The following is a 22,203-nucleotide window of genomic DNA, read 5'->3' as shown; positions in this document are numbered from 1 at the left end:
CGCACGCCGATCCTCCCGCCCCTCACCACCCCTTGAGGAGCGGAGCCGCTTCCCTAGGACCCGCAACCCCAGGCTCCGGCCCCCTGCTCCCCGCCGCGTCCACGATGCGGTTCGACGTCCGGGATGCTGGCCCCCCGACCGCCCCGGCCACCCCGACGACCGAGAAACGGTGACACCCCCCGTGAAACAGGCATGGACCGCCCGCACCCTCGCCCCGCTGATCGCCGCGCCCGCTCTCGTCGGCGACGCCCTCATCACCGTCGACGCGGACGGTCACGTCTACTCCTTCGACGCCCTCACCGGCGCCGAACACTGGCGGAACAGCGACACCGCAGTCGACTGGAGGGAGAACGGCTACGCGTTCTCCCTCACCCCCGCGGCATGGAACGACCGGCTCTTCATCGAAGGGACGTCCGGCCTCCACGTCCACGACCTGCACTCGGGAGAACTCGTCCGGACCCTCGACGGCCCCACCGCCTCCTGCCCGACCGCACACCGGTGAACAACTCTGGTGCCACCGCTTCGACCCCGCCCTCGAGTCGTCCTCGACCGAAGCCGTCGCCGTCGCGGACGGCACCGTCTACGCAGCCCTGGCCGTCTGCGGCAGCCCGTCCTCACCCTCCCCGGAGGACGCCGACATCGTCCTGCACGCCATCGACATCGCCTCCAACACCACACGCTGGACGCACACCCTGCCGAGCATCGCCGCAGCACCCGAAATCCACGACCGCGTCGTGTACACGGCCACCGGCAGCGGCGAGATCACCGCGCTCGACGCCGCCACAGGCGCGCCGCTCTGGACCGCCGAGACGGGGGAGCGGATCTCCCACGACCTCGTCGACGAACCCGACGACGGCTACGACGAAGGCGACAGAGCCGTCCTGAAAGCGGACGACACCCTCTACATCCGCACCAACGCTGGCATCATCGCGCTCCGCTGACGAAGGACGAACCGCCCCTATCGGCGGCTCCCGGGAAGCTACTTGACATAATGTGCATTATCAACCAAGGGGGAGAGTGCCAGAAGGAGGGGTGAAACGGACATCCGCAGCGCGGGATCGCCGTGCGTCGTGCGCTGCGGGACGACGGAGACGCGTCGCCGGCCGCAGGCGGCGCGCGGCGTTCGGACGGTGGTGTCAGCGGACGACGCGGAGCAGCAGGCTTGTCGCGCCGGGCGTTGTCACTGTCCGTAGTTGCTCCAGGCGGACGCTGCGGCCGCCAGGATGCGAGAACAAACGGACGCCGTCGCCCAGCAGCACCGGCAGCACCGTCACGTACACCTCGTCCAGCAGGCCCGCCTCGATGCACTGCGCCGCGACCTGCGCACCGAGCACACCCACGTTCTTCTCCCCGGCCGCCTCACGCGCCGCCGCGACCGCGCGCTCCAGGTCGTCCACGAACGTCACCCCCGGCACCGGCCGCTCCGGGATCCGGTGCGTCAGGACGAACTGCCGCCCCTCCCAGCCTCCCCCGTACGGCTCGCCCTCGTGTTCGGTGCCCTTGTGCGGATCGTCCCCGCCGAACGTGCGGCGCCCCACCAGCAGCGCACCCGTCCCCGCCATCAGGTCGCCGGCGGACGTGTCCGGCGACAGGTACCCGGCCATCCACCCCATGTCACCGCCCGGTCCCGCGATGAACCCGTCCAGCGACATCGCGCACTGGTACTGCACGGCCATACGTCCTCCCACGTTTCGGGCTTTCGAGGAACGACCACGCCGCGCGCCGGAATTCATCGCCCGGCCGGACGCGGTGTCGCTACGCTCGTCCGGATGAGCGCCCCGACCGTGAACGCGCCGGACCTGGACCTGCCGCGCCTGGCCGCGCGCGCCGTCCGGGACGGCATCGGCAAGCTCGTGGTCGGCGCCGTCGTGCACGACCAGGGCAAGGTGCTGATCCTGCGCCGCTCTCCCACCGACCCGTTCCTACCCGGAATCGAAGAGCTCCCGTCCGGCGGCGTCGACGACGGCGAGAGCCTCGCGGACGCGCTGGCCCGCGAGCTCGCCGAGGAGATCGGCTGGGACGGCCCGCTCGACCTCGACGCCGGGTTCGTCGCGACGTTCGACTACCTGACCGGCTCGGGCCGCCGCGCGCGGCAGTTCACCTTCGGGCTGCCGTCCAACGCGTCCGCCGTGGTGCTCAGCGACGAGCATGTCGGTTTCCGCTGGCTCGAGCCGGTGGAGCTGGACGGTTCCGACGTGACACCCGAGACCGCCGGCACGGTGCGCGCCTGGGCGGCGTCCCGCCACCCCCTCCCCTGAATCCGGACGAAAGTCGCAAAGATTGCCATATCGGACAGAAGGGGGATTCTGTTCGGTTTGATCAGTCCGCGGGAAGATCGCGCCGATCCCTTGACCCGCGGCGCGCCGCGCGCACAATCGTTAAGGCCACAACGGCGTCGCGGCGACAGGAGACGGCAGATGAAGAAGCTCACCATCCGGACGGCACTCGCCCTGGGAATCGGACTCGCGTCCCTCACCGGCCTCGCCGGTACCGCGAGCGCCGCCCCCGCCCACCCCGCAGGCGGCCCCGCCTGCATCGGCTGCTGGTAGACGGGATCCGCCAGCAGTAGTTCGAGTATGAGGTCGGCCGGCGGCGCACACGGCACCGCCGGCCCGCAGTCCTGCGCCGACATCGAACCGGTCCAGGAAGTCGCCACCCTCCCGGTAGGTGGCACTCCTCCCCCATACGCGCTTGCCAACCGCCGCCGTGCTGGACAAAAGCTGAGCAGCGAGGCCCTTGTGCCAGGTCTCGTCATCGGCCATCTCGGGGAGGCCGCCGCCGGGCTCCGTGGCGTGACGGGCCGGGCGGTTGCTGCTCAAGCCGCTCCTCCCCCGGCGGCCTCTCCCCCGGCCGGTGTTGAGCCGGACGCCGCGTTTGCCCGGCTCAACATGGTTGCCGTCCGTCCGGCGCGGAGTGGGGTTAGAGGAGTTCGGGTGGCGGCGTTGCGGAGGGCGGATTCGACGCGGCGGTTGCTGGTCATGGTGGCGGTGACGGCGGTCATGGCGAGTAGGAGGGCGGCGGCGGTGTAGAGGGGGGTGCGGACGTCGTAGGCGGTGGCGAGCCAGCCGCCGAGGACGGCGCCGAAGGGGGCGGCGCACATGGCGAGCATGCGGGAGGTGGAGGCGACGCGTCCGATGAGGTGGGCGGGGACGATCGCCTGCCGGAGGGAGGGGCCGAGGACCATCGTGGCGCCCATGCCGGCGCCGCAGGCGGCGAGGGCGAGGCCGGCGGTGTAGGGGTCGGGGGCGGCGGCGAGGGCGAGGATGGCGAGGCCTTCGGTTGCGGCGGTGCAGGTGAGGGCGGTTCCGGTGCCGAGGCGGCGGCCGAGGGGTGAGGCGAGGGCGGAGCCGAGGAGGCCGCCTGCGGCTTCGGCGGTGAGGAGGAGGCCGAATCCGAGGGTGCCGGTGCCGAGGCGGTCGTGGGCGTACAGGGCCAGGACGGTGTCGACGGCGACGAAGGCGATGTTCCCGACGGCGGGGCGGAGGGCGAGTCCGAGGAGGAGCCGGTCGCGGAGGACGTGGGCGGCTCCGGCGCGGGCTTGGCGGAGCAGGGAGTCGTGGGTGTTGCGCGCGGGGGCGGGCATGGGGGGCAGTGTTCGGACGAGGAGTGCGGACAGGGCGAACGATAGGGCGTCGGTGAGCAGGGGGAAGGCTCGTCCGAGGGCGAGGAGGGCGCTGCCGGCGGGTGGGCCGGCGAAGGCGGAGGCGGCGGTCTGGGTGCCGCGGAGGCGGGAGTTGGCGCGTTCCAGGAGGGCGGGGTCGCGGCCGAGGAGGTCGGGGAGGTAGGCGGTGGCGGCGGTGTCGAAGAACAGCGCGCCGAGGTTGAGCAGGAACGCGGTGGCGGCGAGGAGGGGGATGCTGAGTGCGTCGAGGGCGGCGGCCGCGGCGGGGAGTGCGAGCAGGAGCGCGCGTGCGGTGTCGGCGGTGGCCATGGTGCGGCGGCGGTCCCAGCGGTCGACCAGTGCGCCGCCGAGGACGCCGAACAGGAGCCAGGGCAGGGTTCCGGCGGCGGTGACGGCGGCGAGGGCCATGGGGTCGCGGGTGACGGTGAGGGCCAGCAGCGGGAGGGCGGCGTGGGTGACGCCGTCGCCGAGTGAGGAGATGGTCTGCGCGGTCCAGAGGCGTCCGAACCCGGCGGGTGTCTTGGTCGCGGGGGCGGGCGGGGTCATTCGGTGGTGGTCTCCTGGGCCTGGCGGGGGGCGGGGCGGAATAGGGCGAAGGTGAGTGAGGCGTCGGGGAGGGCGGGGTCGGACAGGGCGCGGTATTCGTCGGCGAGGGCGTGCAGCTTCTCCCCCAGTTCGGTGAGTTGCCGGTCGGTGAGGCGCAGGTGGGTCATGCGGACGTGGCGTTCGGTGTCGGGTGGGGATGCTTCGAGGTCGGCGACGGTGTTGCGGAGCAGGAGGTCGGGTTGTCCGGGGGCGGGTTCGGGGAGGACGACCGATCGTGCGGCCATGGCGTAGTAGCGCTCGGTGACGCCGCGGACTTTGCGGGTGCGGACGACTTTGACCAGGCCGGCGCGTTCGAGGAGGCGGACGTGGTAGCTGGAGCTGCCTTTGGCGAGGCCGACGCGCTGGGCGATCTGGGTGATCGTCGCGGGTTCGAAGCGGAGGGCGGCCATGATCCGGTGGCGGGTGAGGTTGGAGACGGCGCGGAGTTGCTCCTCGGTGGTGACGTGGAGCGTCTCGGGGAGATCGTCGGGCACGCGCCCAATGGTCAACGATTCTTGACCATTGCGCAAGCCCTTTCCCGCGGCGTCTTTCCGCGCTGGTCAGGGCCGGTCAGGGCCGGTCGGTGGCGGTCGGTGCGCGGCGCACCAGCAGCAGCGCGACGGGGACGGCGGCCAGGGCGATGAGGCCGCACGCCCACAGCGCCTGGTGGAACCCGCCGGTGAGGGCGTCCGCGGCGGGGTGGCCGCGGGTGAGCAGGGTCCGGGAGTGGGAGGCCGCGACGGTCGAGGCGATCGCGATGCCGATCGCGCCGCCGAGCTGCTGGGAGGAGTCGATGAGGCCGGAGGCGATACCGGCGTCGCGTCCGGTGACGCCGGTGAGCGCTCCGATCGACACGGGGATGAACACCCAGGTGACGGCGCCGGTGAGGAAGAGCGGCCCGGCGAGGTCGGTCCAGAACGCCGCGTGGGCGGGGGCCTGCGCGGCCCACAGGATCCCGGCCGCGGTGAGGGTCATGCCGGTCGCCATGACGAGTGTGAGGGACGTCCGGGCGACGAGGGCCTGGGCGGGGGCGGCCAGGACGACTCCGGTGACGCCGACGGTGAGCCAGGCCAGGCCGGTGGTCATGGCGGAGTAGCCGAGCACCTGCTGCATGAAGAGGGTGCCGATGAAGATGTAGCCGTAGAAGCCGGCGCCGAGCAGGAACCCGACGGCGTTGGAGCCGGCGAGGGTGGTCAGGCGGAGCAGCCGCAGCGGCAGCAGCGGCGCCGCGGCCCGGGCCTCGACGGCGATGAAGGCGAGGAGCAGGGCAGCGGCGGCGGCGAGGACGGCCAGGGTGCGGGGGGCGGTCCATCCGGTGGCGGGCGCCTGGGAGATGGCGTAGACGGCGAGGACGAGGGAGCCGGTGATGGTGGCGGCGCCGGGCAGGTCGTAGCGGCGGTGCGCGATGTCGGGGCGGCTCTCGGGGACCAGGCGGCGGGTCAGCAGCAGCGCGGCGCCGCCGATGGCGACGTTCATGTAGAAGATGTAGGGCCATCCGGCGTAGCGGGTGAGGGCGCCGCCGGCCAGGACGCCGAAGGTGGCGCCGCTGGCGCCGACGGCTCCCCAGATGCCGAGGGCCTTGTCGCGTGCGGGGCCTTCGGGGAACAGGTCGGTCACCAGGGACAGCGCGGCGGGCAGGACGGCGGCGGCGCCGAGGCCCTGCAGGCCGCGCATGGCGATCAGGAAGGTCCCGCCGGTCGCCGGTGCGCAGGCGAGGGAGGCGGCGGTGAACAGGGCGAGTCCGGCGGTGAAGACGCGGCGGCGGCCGAGGAGGTCGGCGGCGCGGCCGCCGAGCAGCAGGAAGCCGCCGAAGGTGATGGCGTAGGCGGTGACGACCCACTGCAGGTCGGTCTCGGCGATGTGGAGTCCGGTGCCGATGGTGGGGAGGGCGACGTTGACGACCAGCAGGTCGACGGCGGTCATGAAGTAGGCGACGGCGAGCAGCGCGAACGCCGGCCAGGGGCGCGTCGCGGCGGGTGGCGCGGGGGTCCGGTCGAGGGTGTCGTGGCCGGTGTCGGCTGCGGTCATGGAGGGCTCCAGGGGTCACGGGTGGCACGGGTGGACGGTGTCACCAGGTGGAGCACCGGCCGCGGCGCGGATTCGCCGCTGCGGCGGCGATGAATCCGGGGGCCCGCCGGTGTTCCATGGGCAGGGCCCGTTTCGAGCGGATGGGCCTGTTTCCCCGTGGCAGGTCCGTTTCCAGGCGGCCGGACGAAAGGACAGTCCCACCATGACCGAGGCGATCCTCGCCCTTGCGCAGGCCGGGGACGGTGAGGCGTTCCGGGAGCTCGTCGATCCGCACCGGCGCGAGCTGCAGGCGCACTGCTACCGGATCCTGGGGTCGGTGCAGGACGCCGAGGACGTGCTTCAGGAGGTTCTGTTGGCGGCGTGGCGTTCGATCGGCCGGTTCGACGGCCGGTCGCTGCGGGGGTGGCTGTTCCGGATCGCCACCAACCGGTGCCTGAACTTCCTGCGCGGCGAGTCGCGCCGCCCGCGTCCGGTGGTGCTGCCGGACGGCGGGCAGGGGGTGCCGGACGACCCGTGGTGGCTGGAGCCGTATCCCGGTGACCTGGACGACCTGGTGCCGGGTCCCGAGGCGCGGTACGACGCGCGCGAGTCGATCGCGCTGTCGTTCGTGGCGGGGCTGCAGCACCTGCCGCCGCAGCAGCGCGCGGTGCTGGTGCTGCGGGACGTGCTGGGGTTCCCGGCCGCGGAGGCGGCGGAGATCCTCGGGACGACGCGGGCGGCCGTCAACAGCGCGCTGCTCCGGGCCCGGGCGGGGCTGCCGCCCGGCGCGCGTCCGCAGGACGTGCCGGTGCCGCGGACGGCGGCCGAGGCGGCCGTGGTCGACCGGTTCGTCAGCGCGTTCCAGCGGTTCGACCTGGCGGAGCTGGTGGCGCTGCTGACCGACGACGCGCGGCTGACGATGCCGCCCGAACCCACCGACTACCGCGGCGCCGAGGCGGTCGCCCGGTTCATCCTGCAGTTCCACCAGGGGCAGGAGATGAAGCTGCTGCCGACGCGCGCCAACGGCCAGCCCGCGCTGGTGCTGTACCTTCCCGATCCGCACGCGCGGCTGTGGCGCCTGTGCGGTCTGATCGTGCTGACGCTGCGGGGCGAGCAGGTCCGGGGGCTCGTCCGGTTCACCGGTTCGTCCCTGTCGGCCTCGTTCGGGTTCCCCCGCACCCTGCCGCGCGGCTGACACCCGCCCGGGGCCTCACCGCCGCGCGGCGCCGGGCGGCGCCGGCGGTGGGGCGGTCAGCGGCCGGGGTGGCGGGAGGCCATCCAGGAGATGTCCTCGCCGGTGTTTCCGTGGGTGCCGCGTTCCCAGGCGCGTATGTCGCGGCGGTTCTCGCGGATGGCCGACGGGAAGCCCGCGCCGATGCCCACGCGGCGCCCCTCCCGGCGCGCCCGCCGGTCGACCAGTGCACCCAGCGCCAGCAGGACCGCGAAGACCCCGGCGATGGCCAGCAGCAACCCCATAGGACCGATCATCGCCCAGCCCGGTGCGGGACCGCCAGCGCCGGCGTGGCCTGTTCAGGCCGGGACATTCCCGGCCTGAACAGTGCCGGGGCATTCCGGGACGGAACAGTAGGGTGGCGCGCGTGCGGAGACATATCGCGTTCGAGCGGCTCTACAACTTCCGGGACCTGGGCGGCTACCGCGGCGACGGCGGACGCACCGTCGGCTGGGAGCGGCTGTACCGGTCCGACTCCCTCGGCAAGCTGGTCCCCGGCACCGCGGACTGGGACCGGTTCCTCGGGCTCGGCGTCACGACCGTCATCGACCTGCGGTACCCGTGGGAGATCGAGCGGCGCGGGCGCGTCCCCCACTACGACGGCCTGGACTACCACAACCTCAGCATCGAGCACCGGCCCTACGACCAGGCCGAGATCGACCCCGGCGCCGACCCGTGGCGGTACCTGGCCGGCAAGTTCGCCGAGGTCGCCGAGGACGGCGTGAAGGAGCTCGCGGCCGTCCTGGAGGTCGTCGCCGCCGCCGAGGGGCCGGTCGCGTTCCACTGCGCCGCCGGCAAGGACCGCACCGGCATGGTCGCGGCGCTGCTGCTGTCGCTGGCCGGGGTGGACGAGGCCGACATCCTCGCCGACTTCGCCCTGACCGAGCTGGCGACCGACCGGTTCGTCGCCGACTGGCGCGCCGACAACCCCGGCCGCGAGCTGCGCTGGCCCGGGTACGGGCGCGCCCCCGCCGACGTGATGCGGCACTTCCTGACCGACCTCACCGGACGCTACGGGTCCGTGCAGGGGTATGTCGGTGACCGCCTCGGTGTCGGGGACGAGGTGACCGCGCGGCTGCGGGAACGGATCCTGCAAGGGTGAGGGGACGCCTCGGTGGCGTCCGCGCAGGGCGCTGCGGGAAGTGCGTGCTCGCCACGATGCGCCGGGCCGGGCCGTCCCGGCAGGATGGGATCCACAAGAGCTGAGACGTTGAGAGGCGGAGTGGCCATGTGGGTGCCCGACTGGTTGCAGTGGACCTGACGCGCCGCGTCGACACAGGGCCCCTCCCGGCGCCGGGAGGGGCCCTTTCCCTGTCGCGGGCCCGGGTTGTCGGTGGCGGGCGGTAACGTCCGGCGGGTGCGACCCACCGATGTGCAGCGGCTGACGGTGGCGGAGGCGGTCGACCGCTACGCCGAGATGGTGCGGGCCAAATGCTCCACCGGGGCGCTGGCCCCCGCCACCGCCGAGGTGTACGCCCGCGACGTGCACACCTTCGCCGAACTCGCCGGACCCGACCGCGTCCTGGACGACCTCACCGGCGAGGACGTCGACGAGACGCTGCTGAAGTTCGCGCGCAAACCCGACGGACGCCGCACCACCGACCCCCGCACCGCCCCCCGCACGGGCGCCCCTCGACCCTCGCGCAGCGGCGGCGCCGGACCGTCCCAGGAGCGGCGGGCGGGGGGTGCGGTGCAGAGCGCCGCCTCGCAGGCGCGGTTCCGCCGGTCGGTGTCGGCGCTGTTCCGCCACGCGGTGGTGTCCGGCTGGGTGCACCTGAACCCGATGGCCGCCGCGACCGTCCGCCCCAAGCACCGCGGCGGGCTCCGCGCCGAGCGACGGGCGCTCACCGCCGAGCAGGCCGGCGGGCTCGTCGGCGCCGCGCGCGGCCTGGCCGACTCCCCCGCCCCGCCCGCCGCCGGACGCTCCGACCAGCGCACCGAACTGCGCGACGCGCTGATCGTGCTGCTGCTCGCCGCCGTCGGGCCCCGCGTGTCGGAGCTGACCCGCGCCAACGCCGAGGACTTCTTCGTCAACGCCGGCGTCCGCTACTGGCGGATCTTCGGCAAGGGCGGCCGCACCCGCGACGTCCCGCTCCCCCGCCCCGTCGCCGATGTCCTGGACGCCTACCTCGCCGGCGGGCGCCCCCTGCTCGACCGCGGCCGCGAACCCAAGGCGCTGCTGCTGTCCTGGCGCGGCAACCGCCTCGCCCGCGGCGACGTGCAGGCCGTCATCGACCGCGTCCAGGCCCGCGTCGACCCCGAGCACCGCCGCACCGTCACCCCGCACGGCCTGCGCCACACCACCGCCACCCACCTGCTCGCCGCCGCGACCGACATGGACGCCGTCCGCCGCGTCCTCGGCCACGCCGACCTGTCCACCCTCGGCCGCTACCGCGACGAGCTCCCCGGCGAGCTGGAGGCCGCGATGCGCGTCCACCCCCTCCTCGGCCGCGTCCAAGCCACCGACACCCCCTGACACCCGACCCGCGAGAACGCGACACCAACGCGGCACCCCGGTCATCGGACGCGCCCCTCGGGCGCGCCCGGTCGTCGCACGCTTGGCCGTTGCACGCCTCGGTTGTCGCATGCCTGGCGCCCGGAACCTCCCCGGCTCGGAGATCACCCCGGCGCGGCTCGTGCACCACCGTCGTCGACCCGCGCGCGGCAGGCGCGACCCGAGACGCCGCCGGCGCGGTCCCAGCGGCGCACCGATCGGCCATGAGCCGATCAGGGGCCGCGATCAGCGGGCGCCGGCCCGGGCGGGTCAGGGCGTCCAGTGCGAGGGGCGGGTCAGGTCGGTGGGGATGCGGGTGGCGGTGTCGCCGCGGGCGGCGTTGAGCTGCGGCTGGGTGAGGAACAGCGCCGAGGACAGGTCCGCGCCGTCCAGGACGGTCGCGCGCAGGTCGGCGCCCAGCAGGTCCGCGTGCCGCAGGTCGGCGCGGGTGAGGTCGGCGCCGATGAGCAGCGCGCCGCGCAGGTCCGCCGCCTTCAGGTCCGCGCCGCGCAGGTCGCGTCCGGTGAGGTCGGCGCGCTGGTGGTCGCGGGGTTTCGGGTTGTGGCGGCGGCGTTCCAGCCGGCCGGCGGTGCGCAGCAGGTCCGCGGCGGCCGCGTGCAGCGCGGGCAGGTCCGCCTGGAGCAGCGTCCCGGCGTCCTGGCGGGTGAGGTCGTCCAGCTCGGTGAGCATCCGCTCGATCCGGCCGCGGACGGGCGCGGCGCCGGGGAGCGCGGCGGCGTGGTGCAGGTGCCACAGCAGCTCGTGCAGGTGCCGCATCCGCGGGTAGACCTCGGTCATCAGCGGCCTCAGCTCCGGATGGGCGCGCCAGTCGCGCCCGCCGAAGGTGTGCTGCGACAGCTTCTGCCCCGCGCCCAGGCACTCGTACACCGTGCAGCCGGTGAACCCCTTGTCCTTCAGCCGCGCGTGGATGCCGCAGCGGTGGTCGGCGGCCAGGTTCGGGCAGGGCTGCCCGGCGGCCTTGGTCAGCGCGAAGTCGCTGGACCGGGTGAAGGGCAGCACGACGCAGCACAGGCCGAAGCAGCGCGAGCAGTCGGCGCGCAGGTCGTCGAGCGGGATGCGGGATGTGGCGGGCACGGGCGGGGCCGTTCTGGACGGGACGCCGGGGACCAGGTCGTTCGTCCCCGGAGCCGGTGGGCGATGGCGGCCGGGGCGCGGGGCCCCGGGGCCGGTGGCGGGTCGGTGCGGCGCCGGTCCGGGCCGCACCCCCTTTTCATTGTGCCTGGTGGTCGCGGGTGAGCAGGGTGCGTCCGAGGGCGTAGGCGCCGGCGAGGTCGTCACCGCGGTAGTCCAGCGCCGCGATGTCGGCCAGGTGGTGGTCGGCGTTCACCGCCACCGTGTGCGGCAGGTGCCGGAACAGCGGCGCGTCCGACATCGAGTCCCCGTAGGCGATGCAGCGGTCCACACCGAGGCCGTGCCCGGCGCGGACCCGGTCGGCCACCGCGACCTTGTCCGCCGGGGTGAGGATGTCGCCCGGCTCCGGCGGCCCCGCCAGCGGCAGCGGCGGGAACCGCGACGCGACGACCTCGTCGAACCCCAGCTCCAGCAGGTGCCGCGCGAAGAAGTCCGGCGACATCGTGATCACCAGCGAGTGCTCCCCGCGCGCCCGGATGTCGGCGCAGACCTCCCCGATCCCGCTCAGCCACGGGCTGCCGGCGTAGGCGGACGCGACCGTCGCCGGGGTCAGGCCGTCCCGCCAGATCGCGTACAGCGCGGTCGAGAACGTCTTCGTGTCGATCTCCTCGGCGGCGAACCGCGCCTCCAGGGCGCGCAGCTGCGCCTCGGTCCCGGTGTGACGGGCGATCTGCAGGCTCGCGGTCGAGCCCGTCAGCAGCGTCCCGTCCATATCGAAAATGTGCAGGATTCCCACAAATCGAGCATTCTCCCAGGCCGGGGCCGCCCGCCGCGACGCGATTTTCCCCGAGCCAGCCGCGCAGACGGCCTGCTCAGGCGGCGCGGACGGGCTGCGCGGACGGTTCCGACCGCGGCGCGGTCAGGGGGCGCGGTCCTTCTTGTCGCGTTCGGGCCAGAACACATACGACAGCAGGATCGCGCCCCAGATCCCCAGCGGCCAGGCGGGCCAGTAGTCCTCTGCGCGGCCCGAGCTCAGCGACCCCGCCGCCCACAGCACGTTCATGATCACCGCGCCGCCGGCCCAGTAGCCGATCTCCTTGCGCCACCGCAGCCGGTCGGCGAGCCGCCGCTCGGTCGCCGCGTGCGCCGCCGCCCGGACCGCCGCGCTGCGCGACTCGGGCAGATCGGCGGTGAGGGCGTCCAGCTCGTCGCGGGTGGCGGCGCCGAGCGCCCGGTCCAGGCGCGCCTGGTACTCGGCGGCCGACAGCGCGCCGTCGGCGAGCGCGTCCCCGAGGCGTTCGGCGGTCGCGTCGCGCTCCCGGTCATCGGCGCGCACACCGGTCCGCGCGGACGGACCGGCAGGCGGCGGAAAAGGCGGCTGGACGGGCGGCTGGGTCATGTTTCTCCTGCTCGGACGGCTCTCCCCCAGTCTCGCCCCGGCACCCCGGCGCGGGCATCGTCGGCGGTGACGAACCGGCCGTACTGCTTTCGATGTACCGCGCGCCCCGCGTGACCGACCGGACCGTCCCAAAACGGGACAGCAGTGACTTAGGTCGCGTTGTCGTGAACACAGCGTGAACTCCCGCCGTCTGATAGATGATCAACAGGTTCCCGGGGCCGCCCCTCGGGACCGCGCCGCCCCGGGTCAGGAGGCGGCGCCCGGACGAGAAGGGGGAGCATGCGAGCACCGGGAATCAGCGTCGAGGTGTACCGGTCGATCACCGAGTTCGCGCACGGCACGCCCGGCTGGGTGCACACCGTCGCCGAGGTCGGCACCGACGCGGGCCTGCTGGCGTTCGTCGCGCTGTTCGCCGCGGGCTGGTGGCGCGCCCGCACCCGCGACGCGCGCTCGATGGCGCTGGCGCTGCTCGCCCCGGTCGCGATGGCCTGCGCCTACCTGGCCAGCTCCAACGCCAAGGACGTCCTGCAGGAGGAACGCCCCTGCCGCGCCGTCCCGCACGCCATGAACATCGCCGCCTGCCCCGCCCCCGGCGACTGGTCCTTCCCCAGCAACCACGCCACCATCGCCGCCGGATCGGCCGCCGCGCTGCTCATCGCCTGGCGCGCCCTGGCCCCCTACGTCCTGCCGCTGGCCGCGCTGATGGCGTTCTCCCGCGTGTTCGTCGGCGTCCACTACCCCCACGACGTCGCCGCCGGCTTCCTGGTCGGCCTCACCGCCGCCTCCGCCGTGTCCCTGCTCGCCGCCCGGCCCCTCACCCCGGCGGTGGAACGCCTGCGCCGCTGGGACCCGCTCGGCCCCCTCGTCCTCGGCACCCCCGCACCCGCACCCGCGGGCGGCTACGGGAACGGACATGGACACGGCGCGGACATGCCCGTCGCCGGACGCACCCGCCCCGCCGCAAAACCCCGCGCCCCGCAGCCGCAGCCGCAGCCCGGAGCGTCCGTCACCGTCCCCGACCTGCCCGTCCTGGACGGCCCCGGCCCGCACACCCCGCCCGTCCCGCAAGCCCGAGTCGGCCAGCCCCGCCCCGCAGCGCCCTCCACCCGGCAAGCCCCCGCAGGCCCCCACGCACAGCAAGCCCCCGCGGCTCCAGACCGGCAGTACGGTCCGGCAGGCGCGCCGGGGAACGCAGGCCCTTCCGAGGCGGGCGGCCCGGCCGGACGGCACCGCCGCGCCTGAACCGCCGCATCCGATCCACCGAGCCGGCGCGGACGACCCCGGCACCTTCCGGCTAGGAGGGGACGGGGACCTCGGTGTGGCCGGTGCCGACCGTCCGCAGCCGCGCCTGCCCGGCGTTCACCTCGGCCGCCCACGCGGTGAAGTCCTCCAGGCCGTCCGCCGGGACCGACACCCGCGCGTGGACCGCATCGCCGTACCGGACGTCCCCCGGCTGCGGACCGCGCGCGTGCAGATCGCCCAGGAACCGGCCCGCCAGAGCGGGCCCGACCGTCACCTCCACGTGCACGACCGGACGCAGCTCCACCACCCCGACCGCGTCGACCGCCTCCGACACCGCCTGCGAGTACGCCCGCACCAGCCCGCCCGCGCCGAGCTTCACACCCCCGAAGTAGCGCGTCACCACCGCCGCCGTCCCGGTCAGGCCGCGCCGGACCAGCACCTCCAGCATCGGGATCCCCGCCGTCCCCGCCGGCTCCCCGTCATCGCTGCTCTTGGTCAGCTCACCGTGCTCGCCCACCACGTACGCCGAGCAGTTGTGCGTGGCGTCGCGGTGCGCGCGGCGCTGCGCCGCGACGAACGCGGCCGCCTCGCCCTCGTCGGCCACCCGCGCCAGCGTGCACAGGAACCGGGACCGGCGCACCTCCAGCTCGTGCGAACCGGACACGGCGATCATGCGCAGCACGGCAGCACCTCCCGGCCGCCGGTCAGGAACCGGACGCGGGCGCGACCATGTCCACGACGTCGGCGATCGAGTCCAGCACGTGCGAGGCGCGGAACGGGAACCGCTCCACCTCGTCCTTGCGCGTCACCCCCGACAGCACCAGGATCGTCTCCAGCCCCGCCTCGACCCCCGCCCGCACGTCGGTGTCCATCCGGTCGCCGATCATCACCGTCGACTCGCTGTGCCCGCCGACCCGGTTCAGCGCCGTCCGCATCATCAGCGGGTTCGGCTTGCCGACGAAGTACGGCTCCACCCCCGTCGCCCGCGTGATCATCGCCGCGACCGCGCCGGTCGCCGGCAGCGACCCCTCGGTGGACGGCCCGATCGGGTCCGGATTGGTCGCGATGAACCGCGCGCCCCGCTCGATCAGCCGGATCGCGCGCGTGATCGAGGAGAAGCTGTAGGTGCGGGTCTCCCCCAGCACCACGTAGTCGGGGTTCAGCTCGGTCAGCACGTACCCGGCCTCGTGCAGCGCCGTCGTCAGCCCCGCCTCGCCGATCACATACGCCGACCCCGACGGCCGCTGGTCCGACAGGAACTGCGCGGTCGCCAGCGCCGACGTCCAGATCGCCTCCTCGGCCACCGGCAGCCCCAGCGCGTGCAGCCGCGCCGACAGGTCCCGCCGCGTGTAGATCGAGTTGTTGGTCAGCACCAGGAACCGCTTGCCCGAGGCGGTCAGCCGCCGCAGGAACTCCTCCGCGCCGGGGATCGGGTGGCCTTCGTGCACCAGGACCCCGTCCATGTCCGTCAGCCACGACTCGATCGGCCTGCGCTCGCTCATACCGATCATTGTCGCAGCCCACCGGGCCCCCTCGCGCCCCGACCCGCCACGCCCCCGGCCGTGCTGCGCCGCCCGGCCCGGCCGGTGGCGCGGGGACGCGGACGGGCCGGTTACCGTGGCGCAATGAGCGATCATGAACTGCGCGCCGGGACCGGCATCCGCCAGATCGACCCCGCCGCGCTGCCCGCCGGCCCCGGCTACAGCCACGGCATCTCCGTCGAGGTCCCCGGACGGCTCGTCATCGTCAGCGGCCAGGTCCCCATCGACGCCGACGGGGCCCTCGTCGGCCCCGGCGACCTCGCCGCACAGACCCGCCAGGTGTTCCGCAACATCCAGACCGTCCTCGCCGACGCCGGCGCCACCTGGGAGCACGTGGTGAAACTCGGCTACTACCTGCGCGACGCCACCGGCGTCGGCGCCGTCCGCGACGCCCGCGCCGAGTTCGTCCCCGCGCACATCACCCCCGCCGCGACCCTGGTCGAGGTGTCGCGGCTGGTCCGCGAGGACTTCCTCGTCGAGATCGACGCCATGGCCGTCGTCCCCGTCCGCTGACCCGCCCCGGCCGGGCACCGGCCCCGCACGAACGTGCGGCGTGGTCCCGCCCGGGGACGCCTGGACGGGCGCGGACGGCTCAGAGCACCGGTTCGCGCGGGGTGGTCGGGGCGGCGACCGGCGCGGGCGTGTCGAGCGCGGCCGCCAGGTCCCCGACCCGCCCGGCCAGCGCGTCGCAGGCCCGGCGGCGCTCGGCGCCCACCCGCTCCAGCAGCCCCGGCTCGGCGACGCGGTGCTCCAGCAGCAGCGCCGCGCGCCGCTCGATCCAGTCCAGCCCGTAGATCCGCAGCAGCGGCGCCAGCAGCGCCCCGGCCGCATTGGGCACCGACCGGGACGACTCGTCCACGATCCGCAGCACGATCCCGTCCGCCGCGATCCGCGCGGTCGTCGCCGCCAGCGCCAGGTTGTCGTTCCACGCCGTGAACACCTCCTCGGCGTCCGGCGCGTCGCCGGTGGCGGTGCGGTCGGCGAGCCGGACGGTCAGCGCGCGCTCCAGCGACGCCGCCAAGCCCCGGCACATCGCCACCGACCCGAACTCCGACCCGTCCTCCCCGAACTCCGACCCGTCCTCCGGCACCGGGCCGGTGCCAGCGGGCGGGTCGGCGGCCAGGGCGCGGGCGGTGTCGAACAGGATCAGCTCGTTGTCCCCGCCGGCGCTCTGGTAGGCGTGCGCCAGCCCCCGGTACCCGTTCAGCCGGTGCGACGCGGCGAACCCCGGCGCGCCCGCATGCACCCGGCACGCGCCGACCACGTCCTGGGTGTGCGCGGTCACCGCCGCCTTCAGCAGCGCAAGGTCCCGGTCCACCGCCGACCACGGCGCCCACGCCGCGCCTGCGCTGCCCGCCCCCGCAGGCTCCGCCTCCGCCGCCCGCCCGAGCGGACGCGGCCCCTTCACCCGGTCGGCGACCAGCGTCAGCGCGTACGCCGACGCCAGCGCGCCGAGCATCGCCTCCTGCTGGTTGCGGTAGTCCCCCAGCGGACGGCGCGGAGCCAGCCGCCCGAGCGTGGCGCGCCCGGCGGTGTGCGCGACCAGCGTCACCGCCGACGCGCGCGCCAGCGCCGCGCACACCGACACCACCGCCCGCCACACCGGCGGCGCGATCCCCATCGACCGCACCAGCCGCTCACCCGGCCCGCCCACCGGATCGTGGAACCCGCCGCCCGGCTCCAGCCGCGCGCCGTCGCCCAGCCACGACTCGAACGGCACCCTCACGCCGGTGAGCGTCACGGCGGCGTAGTCCACCATCAGCCCGAACGTGTCGGGCGCGGGCGTGATCTCCACGCCCGGCGGGGTGGAGCCGTCCGCCGCGCGCAGCGGCACCGTGAACACGAACACCCCGCGCTCGCTGCCGCCGTGCTCCAGCGTCGCGTACACCGCCGCGACCTTCGGCACGTCCGGATGCGCGGTGTTGGTCGGGAACTTGGCCGCCGCCGCGTCCGGCGTGGACAGCACGAACCCGCCGGTCTCCGGATCGTGCCGGGCCAGCGTCCGCGGCGACAGGTGGCTGTTGCTGCGCCCGATCTCGGTCATCAGCAGCGTCCCGGCCGCCGCCATCGACTCCAGCGCCTCCCGGTCGGCGCGCGGACCCGGACCGTCCGGCGGGGTGAACCTCACGATCGGGCCGAGCGCGAGCGTGTAGTGCAGCATCAGCACGTGGAACAGCGCCGGATCGGCCACCGCGCACCGCTCCAGCAGCCCGCACAGCAGCGGCGGATCCTCCAGCAGCTCGGCCGCCGGCGGCGCCGCAAGGCCCGCCGCCCGCATCCGCTCATACGTCAGGCCCTGCCGCTGCGACAGCGTCAGCCCGTCGGGATAGCCGAAGTACGCCGCCGGGACCGCCTCGGCGATCATCAGCCGCTCCTTGGCCTCCAGCCGCCCGTCCGGCACCGTCCCGCGCATCCACCCCCGCAGCGCCGACGCGTCCGGCGGCAGCTCCACCGGCCCCGCCCCCGGCTCGAACACCACCCCCGACGCATCGGCCTGCGGAACCGGGGACGGGGCGGAGGACGGATCGGACGGTCGGGTCATGATGCGCTCCTGTCACGAGAACGGAACCGGGCAGAACAGCGAACGAACCGGGAGCCGAACAGCAGCCGAGGCCCGGCCGCGCGGCGGCGCCCGAGGACGAAGCCGAGAGCAGCAGCCGAGAGCACGAGGCCAGGCCGGTGACCAAAGCGCGGGGCCGGGCCGGTGACCGGGCACAGGGCACGACCGGCGGTGCCAGGCCGGCGGCCGGGACGCGACGAGCCCCTGGCCACCGGCCGGAGGCGGCGGGCGGCCTAGTGGTCGGGCGCCTCCTCGCGGGCCTCGGCACCGGACTCGGCGCGCGGCTCAGCAGGGCTCCCGGCGTGCGGCTGCGGGCGCGCGGGCAGGCGGACCGGGGCGTCCTCGGGCAGCACGCCCGGCGCGGACTTGCCGACCGGCGGCGTCGCCCCCGGCCGCGGACGCTCGCGCAGCGGCGCCAGCGTCGCCACGTCCGGGACGGTCAGCCGCGCGCACCGGCACAGCGCGTCGCCCGCGCCCGCCTCCACGAACACCGTCGCGCCCGCCTCGGCGACCTCCCGCAGCGTGGCCGGCAGCCGCACCGGGCGCACGATGCAGTCCGCCAGCGCACGGTGCAGGTCGTCGTCGTCGCGGTAGGCGCGGCCCCGCACCGGCGAGTGCACCCGCGCCTGAAGCGGCCGCTGCGGGAACCGGCGGATCGTCTCGTACCACTCGTGGTCGGCGCCGGCCATCGCCGGATGGTGCGACAGGTACGGGACGGCGAGCCGGACCGCGCGCACGTGCCGGTCGCGGGCCGCCTCCAGCACCGCCTCCAGCTCGGCGTCCGGCCCCGACACCACCGTGGCGGACGGCGCGTTCAGGCATGCCACCACCACCGTCCCCGCGGCCGCCGCGCGCGCCGGGACCCGCCCGCCCGGACGGACCCGGTGCGCCCGCCGCACCGCCTGCCGCTCCCGGACCGCGCGGGCCTCCCGCGCCGCCTCGGCGATGATCGCCAGCGTGTCGTCCTCGGACGCCTCCAGCAGCCCCATGCCGCCCCCGGCGCCGCGCCGCGCCAGCACGTCCACCAGCGTGAACGCCATCCGCGCTCCGTCACCGACCGAGAACGCGCCCGCGCAGACCAGCGCCGCGATCTCTCCGAAGCTCTGCCCGACGGTGAAGGCGGGAACGGTCCCGGCAGCGCGCAGCACCCGGTCGACCGCGACCGAGGCGGTGTAGGCGGCCAGCTGCGCCACCCCCGGCGCGCGCGCCGCCGCGCGGTAGTCGTCCGGCTCGTCCAGCAGGATCCGCCGCATCGACGGCCACCCGCCCGGCACCGGCACCCCCTCCGCCGCCCGAGTCACGGACAGGCCCGCGGACGAGCCCGCCGGCGGACTCGCGGACGGGCCGGAGGGTTCGGCGGCGGGCGGCGGCAGCGCCTGGTCGACCGCGTCCAGGACGTCGTCGACCGCCCGCGCGTAGACGGGGCCCGACGCCGCCAGCGCGCGCAGATCGGGCGCGCCGGCGGCACCGGTACCGGGGAACAGGAACGCGCAGACCTCGTCGTGATCGAGCCGCGAGGTCCACGGGGGCGGGGTGGGGGTCACTCCGCACTCCTAACCGGGAAGGCACACTTCCACTTCTCGACAGACAAACGCCACACAACAAGTAGATATGGAACGTGAGTTAAGAAATGGGATTATTCACTCATGGAATCGGGGCGGCGACAAGCGGTTCCCCGCCCACCCGACCGGCGGGCCACCACACACCGACTCCACGGCAACCCGACCTGAAAGGACGAACCAACACAAACCACGACAAATGCCGCGCCGCACACCGACCACCAGGATCCGGCCGCCCCCGGCCGGATGGGGGGAGAACGACGTGACGATCCCGTACGCCATCCGCGGCACCGGCGCCTACCTGCCCGAGCAGCGGATCACCAGCACCGACATCTCCACCGGCCTCGGCCTCGACCCCGGCTGGATCGAGGACCGCACCGGCATCCGCGCCCGGCACCGCGCCGCACCCGACCAGGCCGCCTCCGACCTCGCCGCCCGCGCCGCCCGCCGCGCCCTCACCGACGCCGGCATCGACCCCGCAGACCTCGACCTCATCGTCCTCGGCACCTCCACACCCGACGAACTCGGACCCGCCACCGCCTGCCGCGTCCAGGCGCTCCTCGGCGCCCACCGCGCCGCCGCCTTCGACGTCGCCGCCGCCTGCACCGGCTTCGTCCACGCCCTCCAGACCGCCACCGCCCTGCTCACCACCCGTCCCACCACCACCGAGCCCCGGCCCGCCGGACCCGGCGGGACCGAACCGCCCGCCTCCGAGACCGCCCGGAACGCTCCCCCCGGCGGCCCCTACGCCTTGGTCATCGGTGTCGAGGTGTACTCGCGTTTCCTCAACCCCCGCGACCGCGCCACCAGCGCCCTGTTCGGCGACGGCGCCGCCGCCGCCGTCCTCGGCCCCGTCCCCGCCCCCTACGGCATCACCACCATGGGCATGGGCGCCGACGGCACCCGCGCCGACGACGTCCTCATCCCCGCCGGAGGCAGCCGCCTGCCCGCCACCCCCGAGACCATCGCCGCGCTCGACCACACCATCCACATGGACGGCGCCGCCGTCCGGTCCTTCATCGCCGAGATCCTGCCCCGCCTGGTCTGCGAGGCCACCGACGCCGCCGGCGTCAAACCCGCCGACCTCGCCCTGGTCGTCCCGCACCAGCCCAACCCCAAACTCGTCGCCGCCCTCGCCCCCACCGCCGGACTCGACCCCGACCAGCTCGCCATCGCCGGACACGACGTCGGCAACATCGGCGCCGCCAGCCTCCCCTACGCCCTGCACCGCGCCCTGCGCGACCACCGCGTCCGCCCCGGCGACCAGGTCCTGCTCGCCGGCTTCGGCGCCGGCCTCACCTGGGCCCACACCCTCATCACCTGGCCCCCGCCCGACCGACCCCACCCCGACACCCGCTGACCGGCACGAACCCGTCAACCATCCCGGCCGACCGTCCGCCCCCGCGCGGGCGGTCGGCCCGTCTCGCCCCCGGGGCCCGCGGACGCGGCGCGGGCGAACCCGCCCCGCGTTCGCAGACTGGCGCGGGTTCACGCCGCGGGGCCGGGGCCGGGGCCGGGGTCAGGGCCGGCGGCGCAGCAGGCGCGCGCCGACCTCCCGCAGCCGACCGGCCGCCGCCGACCGCCTCACGTTCAGGCCGTGGCGTCGGGGTCCGGCGCGGCGGCGCGGAGCAGGCGGGCGCCGACCTCGCGCAGCCGGACGGCCAGCTCCGGCGGCTCCACCACCGTGAAATCCACCTCCAGATGCGCCAGCCGCATCGCGACCCACTCCAGCGAACCCGGGACCGTCCGCAGCAGGCACGTCCCGTCCTCCAGGGGCTCCACCTCCTCCCGGCCCACCCGCAACCGGTCCGCCAGCACCTCCGCCGAAGCATGCACCCGCAGCACCGCCCGCACCAGCGGCGCGCCACCCGCCTGCGCCCGCCGCACGAACGCCCCCGCATCCCCGCCCGGCACCTCGCGCCGCTCCCCGCGCACCCCCGTCAGCAACAGCTCCTCCACCCGATCCAGCCGAAACGTCCGCCAAGCCCCCGCACCGCGACCGCCTCGGCCCGCCCCATCACCCCGGCCTGTCCGATCACCCTGGCCCGGCTGACCGCGCCGGTCGGCGGGCTTGCCCACAGAGGCCCGGCCGGTCGGATCGTCCTGGGCGCTTGGGGCGGCCTCGCCGGCCGAGTCGGCGCGGGCGGCGGAGGCGTCGTCGCCCAGCGGGACGTCGCGGGCCCCGGGGTCGAAGGCGACCAGGTACCAGCGGCGGCTCGACGCCACCAGCGCGGACGGCTCGACCAGCCGCCGCGACACCCGGCCCTCCCGGTCCCGGTAGCCGAACCGGACGCGCTCACCGTCCCGGCACGCCCCCGCCAGCGCAGCCAGCACACCCGGATCCACGCGCGGGCCCGCGTCCGGGCCGTCCACCGGCACCGTCGCCTCCACCACCGCCGCGACCCGGCGCCGCAACCGGCCCGGCAGCACCCGCTCCAGCTTCGCCAGCGCCCGCAGTGCCGCCTCCCCGTCCCCGCCATCGGGCTCACCGGTGCCCACCGCGCCGGCCGCGCCCGCCGCCGTCCCGCCCGAGGCCGCCGCGACCAGACCCACCGCGACCGCGACGGCCTCCGCATCCTCCAGCAGCAGCGGCGCGACCGCGGCACCCGCCTCCAGCCGGTACCCGCCCACCGGACCGGCCGCCGCCCGCACCGGGTACTCCAGCACCCGCAACCGGTCCACATCCCGCCGGACGGTCCGCACCGACACCCCCAGCCGCCGCGCCAGCTCCGGCCCGCTCCACTCCCGCCGCGCCTGCAGCAACCCCAGCAGCCGCGCCGCCGTCCCCGACGCGCCGTCCACCTCCGGCATGTGCTCCGGCTCACCGTCCATACCCCCAGCATGCCCGCCAACGAGGACAGGAACTGACCT

General features: G+C 75.2%; 22 protein-coding genes and 1 pseudogene. 10 read left to right on the top strand and 13 right to left on the bottom strand.

Features of this window, described 5'->3' with window-relative positions:
* The first annotated feature begins 181 nt into the window (after positions 1 to 181).
* A complete protein-coding gene (locus FHU30_RS42700) occupies positions 182 to 502 on the top strand; it encodes an outer membrane protein assembly factor BamB family protein (RefSeq protein ID WP_253883444.1) in 321 nt (106 codons plus the stop codon).
* 46 nt (positions 503 to 548) lie between these two features.
* Positions 549 to 941: pseudogene (locus FHU30_RS42695) on the top strand (outer membrane protein assembly factor BamB family protein); the annotation flags it as partial.
* 195 nt (positions 942 to 1,136) lie between these two features.
* Here the strand turns inward: FHU30_RS42695 and FHU30_RS42690 are convergent.
* The gene (locus tag FHU30_RS42690; RefSeq protein ID WP_253883443.1) at positions 1,137 to 1,676 is read right to left on the bottom strand and encodes a dihydrofolate reductase family protein; all 540 of its coding nucleotides are present in this window, start codon (positions 1,674 to 1,676) and stop codon (positions 1,137 to 1,139) included.
* Between the two features lie 93 nt (positions 1,677 to 1,769).
* On the opposite strand from FHU30_RS42690, the gene FHU30_RS42685 reads away from it, so the two are divergent.
* Together FHU30_RS42685 and FHU30_RS46750 are read left to right on the top strand one after the other, a co-directional pair.
* Complete coding sequence (locus FHU30_RS42685; protein ID WP_253883442.1) at positions 1,770 to 2,258, top strand: NUDIX domain-containing protein; 489 nt, start codon at positions 1,770 to 1,772, stop codon at positions 2,256 to 2,258.
* A gap of 159 nt (positions 2,259 to 2,417) precedes the next feature.
* Positions 2,418 to 2,549: a hypothetical protein gene (locus tag FHU30_RS46750; RefSeq protein ID WP_301324444.1), complete on the top strand. Its 132-nt coding sequence runs from the start codon at positions 2,418 to 2,420 to the stop codon at positions 2,547 to 2,549.
* A 266-nt stretch (positions 2,550 to 2,815) separates the two neighbouring features.
* Here FHU30_RS46750 and FHU30_RS42680 read toward each other — a convergent pair whose 3' ends face one another.
* The 3 genes from FHU30_RS42680 to FHU30_RS42670 all read right to left on the bottom strand — a co-directional run bounded on the left by FHU30_RS42680 (position 2,816) and on the right by FHU30_RS42670 (position 6,235).
* Positions 2,816 to 4,168, bottom strand: coding sequence for an MFS transporter (locus FHU30_RS42680; protein WP_253883441.1), 1,353 nt, complete (start codon positions 4,166 to 4,168; stop codon positions 2,816 to 2,818).
* Positions 4,165 to 4,701: an ArsR/SmtB family transcription factor gene (locus FHU30_RS42675; RefSeq protein ID WP_253883440.1), complete on the bottom strand. Its 537-nt coding sequence runs from the start codon at positions 4,699 to 4,701 to the stop codon at positions 4,165 to 4,167. Before FHU30_RS42675 ends, FHU30_RS42680 begins: the two co-directional genes overlap by 4 nt.
* 76 nt (positions 4,702 to 4,777) lie before the next feature.
* Complete coding sequence (locus FHU30_RS42670) at positions 4,778 to 6,235, bottom strand: MFS transporter (protein WP_253883438.1); 1,458 nt, start codon at positions 6,233 to 6,235, stop codon at positions 4,778 to 4,780.
* A 202-nt stretch (positions 6,236 to 6,437) separates the two neighbouring features.
* Between FHU30_RS42670 and FHU30_RS42665 the strand changes: the two genes are divergently transcribed.
* Positions 6,438 to 7,409: an RNA polymerase subunit sigma-70 gene (locus tag FHU30_RS42665; RefSeq protein ID WP_253883437.1), complete on the top strand. Its 972-nt coding sequence runs from the start codon at positions 6,438 to 6,440 to the stop codon at positions 7,407 to 7,409.
* 56 nt (positions 7,410 to 7,465) lie between these two features.
* Here FHU30_RS42665 and FHU30_RS42660 read toward each other — a convergent pair whose 3' ends face one another.
* Positions 7,466 to 7,690: a hypothetical protein gene (locus FHU30_RS42660; protein ID WP_253883436.1), complete on the bottom strand. Its 225-nt coding sequence runs from the start codon at positions 7,688 to 7,690 to the stop codon at positions 7,466 to 7,468.
* Between the two features lie 122 nt (positions 7,691 to 7,812).
* Here FHU30_RS42660 and FHU30_RS42655 point away from each other — a divergent pair, with 122 nt between their 5' ends.
* A complete protein-coding gene (locus FHU30_RS42655; RefSeq protein ID WP_253883435.1) occupies positions 7,813 to 8,547 on the top strand; it encodes a tyrosine-protein phosphatase in 735 nt (244 codons plus the stop codon).
* Positions 8,548 to 8,802: 255 nt separating this feature from the next.
* A complete protein-coding gene (locus FHU30_RS42650; protein ID WP_253883434.1) occupies positions 8,803 to 9,921 on the top strand; it encodes a tyrosine-type recombinase/integrase in 1,119 nt (372 codons plus the stop codon).
* A gap of 288 nt (positions 9,922 to 10,209) precedes the next feature.
* On the opposite strand, the gene FHU30_RS42645 is transcribed toward FHU30_RS42650, so the two are convergent.
* The 3 genes from FHU30_RS42645 to FHU30_RS42635 all read right to left on the bottom strand — a co-directional run bounded on the left by FHU30_RS42645 (position 10,210) and on the right by FHU30_RS42635 (position 12,430).
* Positions 10,210 to 11,034, bottom strand: coding sequence for a pentapeptide repeat-containing protein (locus FHU30_RS42645; RefSeq protein ID WP_253883433.1), 825 nt, complete (start codon positions 11,032 to 11,034; stop codon positions 10,210 to 10,212).
* Between the two features lie 136 nt (positions 11,035 to 11,170).
* A complete protein-coding gene (locus FHU30_RS42640; protein ID WP_301324442.1) occupies positions 11,171 to 11,803 on the bottom strand; it encodes an HAD family hydrolase in 633 nt (210 codons plus the stop codon).
* A 147-nt stretch (positions 11,804 to 11,950) separates the two neighbouring features.
* On the bottom strand, positions 11,951 to 12,430 hold the full coding sequence (locus FHU30_RS42635) for a DUF1707 SHOCT-like domain-containing protein (protein ID WP_253883431.1): 480 nt from the start codon (positions 12,428 to 12,430) through the stop codon (positions 11,951 to 11,953).
* A gap of 279 nt (positions 12,431 to 12,709) precedes the next feature.
* Between FHU30_RS42635 and FHU30_RS46745 the strand changes: the two genes are divergently transcribed.
* Positions 12,710 to 13,672 (top strand): phosphatase PAP2 family protein, encoded by a 963-nt coding sequence (locus FHU30_RS46745; protein WP_301324441.1) that lies wholly within the window; start codon positions 12,710 to 12,712, stop codon positions 13,670 to 13,672.
* Positions 13,673 to 13,724: 52 nt separating this feature from the next.
* Here the strand turns inward: FHU30_RS46745 and FHU30_RS42625 are convergent, their stop codons facing one another.
* Complete coding sequence (locus FHU30_RS42625) at positions 13,725 to 14,345, bottom strand: IMPACT family protein (RefSeq protein ID WP_253883456.1); 621 nt, start codon at positions 14,343 to 14,345, stop codon at positions 13,725 to 13,727.
* A gap of 31 nt (positions 14,346 to 14,376) precedes the next feature.
* Positions 14,377 to 15,174 carry an HAD-IIA family hydrolase gene (locus FHU30_RS42620; protein WP_253883430.1) on the bottom strand — a complete coding sequence of 266 codons (798 nt, stop codon included), beginning with the start codon at positions 15,172 to 15,174 and terminating at the stop codon, positions 14,377 to 14,379.
* A gap of 123 nt (positions 15,175 to 15,297) precedes the next feature.
* Between FHU30_RS42620 and FHU30_RS42615 the strand changes: the two genes are divergently transcribed.
* Complete coding sequence (locus FHU30_RS42615) at positions 15,298 to 15,726, top strand: RidA family protein (RefSeq protein WP_253883429.1); 429 nt, start codon at positions 15,298 to 15,300, stop codon at positions 15,724 to 15,726.
* Positions 15,727 to 15,805: 79 nt separating this feature from the next.
* Here FHU30_RS42615 and FHU30_RS42610 read toward each other — a convergent pair whose 3' ends face one another.
* Together FHU30_RS42610 and FHU30_RS42605 are read right to left on the bottom strand one after the other, a co-directional pair.
* On the bottom strand, positions 15,806 to 17,755 hold the full coding sequence (locus FHU30_RS42610; protein ID WP_253883428.1) for an acyl-CoA dehydrogenase family protein: 1,950 nt from the start codon (positions 17,753 to 17,755) through the stop codon (positions 15,806 to 15,808).
* A 251-nt stretch (positions 17,756 to 18,006) separates the two neighbouring features.
* Positions 18,007 to 19,317 carry an ACP S-malonyltransferase gene (locus FHU30_RS42605; RefSeq protein WP_253883427.1) on the bottom strand — a complete coding sequence of 437 codons (1,311 nt, stop codon included), beginning with the start codon at positions 19,315 to 19,317 and terminating at the stop codon, positions 18,007 to 18,009.
* A gap of 277 nt (positions 19,318 to 19,594) precedes the next feature.
* On the opposite strand from FHU30_RS42605, the gene FHU30_RS46740 reads away from it, so the two are divergent.
* Positions 19,595 to 20,692 (top strand): 3-oxoacyl-ACP synthase III family protein, encoded by a 1,098-nt coding sequence (locus FHU30_RS46740; protein WP_308211495.1) that lies wholly within the window; start codon positions 19,595 to 19,597, stop codon positions 20,690 to 20,692.
* Positions 20,693 to 20,922: 230 nt separating this feature from the next.
* Here FHU30_RS46740 and FHU30_RS42590 read toward each other — a convergent pair whose 3' ends face one another.
* Positions 20,923 to 22,164: a helix-turn-helix transcriptional regulator gene (locus FHU30_RS42590; protein WP_253883426.1), complete on the bottom strand. Its 1,242-nt coding sequence runs from the start codon at positions 22,162 to 22,164 to the stop codon at positions 20,923 to 20,925.
* Positions 22,165 to 22,203 lie beyond the last annotated feature (39 nt).

Origin of the sequence: Actinomadura rupiterrae (assembly GCF_024172125.1) — a bacterium.
Lineage (GTDB): Bacteria > Actinomycetota > Actinomycetes > Streptosporangiales > Streptosporangiaceae > Spirillospora > Spirillospora rupiterrae.
The sequence above is the reverse complement of the archived record's forward strand: the minus strand, read 5'-3'. Positions and strand labels throughout refer to the sequence as shown.

What these genes read in the sequence shown, in the direction of transcription:
- FHU30_RS42685 (WP_253883442.1), top strand. Translation starts at nt 1,770, where the DNA reads ATGAGCGCCCCGACCGTGAACGCGCCGGACCTGGACCTGCCGCGCCTG.
- FHU30_RS42635 (WP_253883431.1), bottom strand. Translation starts at nt 12,430, where the DNA reads ATGACCCAGCCGCCCGTCCAGCCGCCTTTTCCGCCGCCTGCCGGTCCG.
- FHU30_RS46750 (WP_301324444.1), top strand. Translation starts at nt 2,418, where the DNA reads ATGAAGAAGCTCACCATCCGGACGGCACTCGCCCTGGGAATCGGACTC.
- FHU30_RS42640 (WP_301324442.1), bottom strand. Translation starts at nt 11,803, where the DNA reads ATGGACGGGACGCTGCTGACGGGCTCGACCGCGAGCCTGCAGATCGCC.
- FHU30_RS46745 (WP_301324441.1), top strand. Translation starts at nt 12,710, where the DNA reads ATGCGAGCACCGGGAATCAGCGTCGAGGTGTACCGGTCGATCACCGAG.
- FHU30_RS42660 (WP_253883436.1), bottom strand. Translation starts at nt 7,690, where the DNA reads ATGGGGTTGCTGCTGGCCATCGCCGGGGTCTTCGCGGTCCTGCTGGCG.
- FHU30_RS42665 (WP_253883437.1), top strand. Translation starts at nt 6,438, where the DNA reads ATGACCGAGGCGATCCTCGCCCTTGCGCAGGCCGGGGACGGTGAGGCG.
- FHU30_RS42670 (WP_253883438.1), bottom strand. Translation starts at nt 6,235, where the DNA reads ATGACCGCAGCCGACACCGGCCACGACACCCTCGACCGGACCCCCGCG.
- FHU30_RS42610 (WP_253883428.1), bottom strand. Translation starts at nt 17,755, where the DNA reads ATGACCCGACCGTCCGATCCGTCCTCCGCCCCGTCCCCGGTTCCGCAG.
- FHU30_RS42625 (WP_253883456.1), bottom strand. Translation starts at nt 14,345, where the DNA reads ATGATCGCCGTGTCCGGTTCGCACGAGCTGGAGGTGCGCCGGTCCCGG.
- FHU30_RS42680 (WP_253883441.1), bottom strand. Translation starts at nt 4,168, where the DNA reads ATGACCCCGCCCGCCCCCGCGACCAAGACACCCGCCGGGTTCGGACGC.
- FHU30_RS42615 (WP_253883429.1), top strand. Translation starts at nt 15,298, where the DNA reads ATGAGCGATCATGAACTGCGCGCCGGGACCGGCATCCGCCAGATCGAC.
- FHU30_RS42690 (WP_253883443.1), bottom strand. Translation starts at nt 1,676, where the DNA reads ATGGCCGTGCAGTACCAGTGCGCGATGTCGCTGGACGGGTTCATCGCG.
- FHU30_RS42620 (WP_253883430.1), bottom strand. Translation starts at nt 15,174, where the DNA reads ATGAGCGAGCGCAGGCCGATCGAGTCGTGGCTGACGGACATGGACGGG.
- FHU30_RS42590 (WP_253883426.1), bottom strand. Translation starts at nt 22,164, where the DNA reads ATGGACGGTGAGCCGGAGCACATGCCGGAGGTGGACGGCGCGTCGGGG.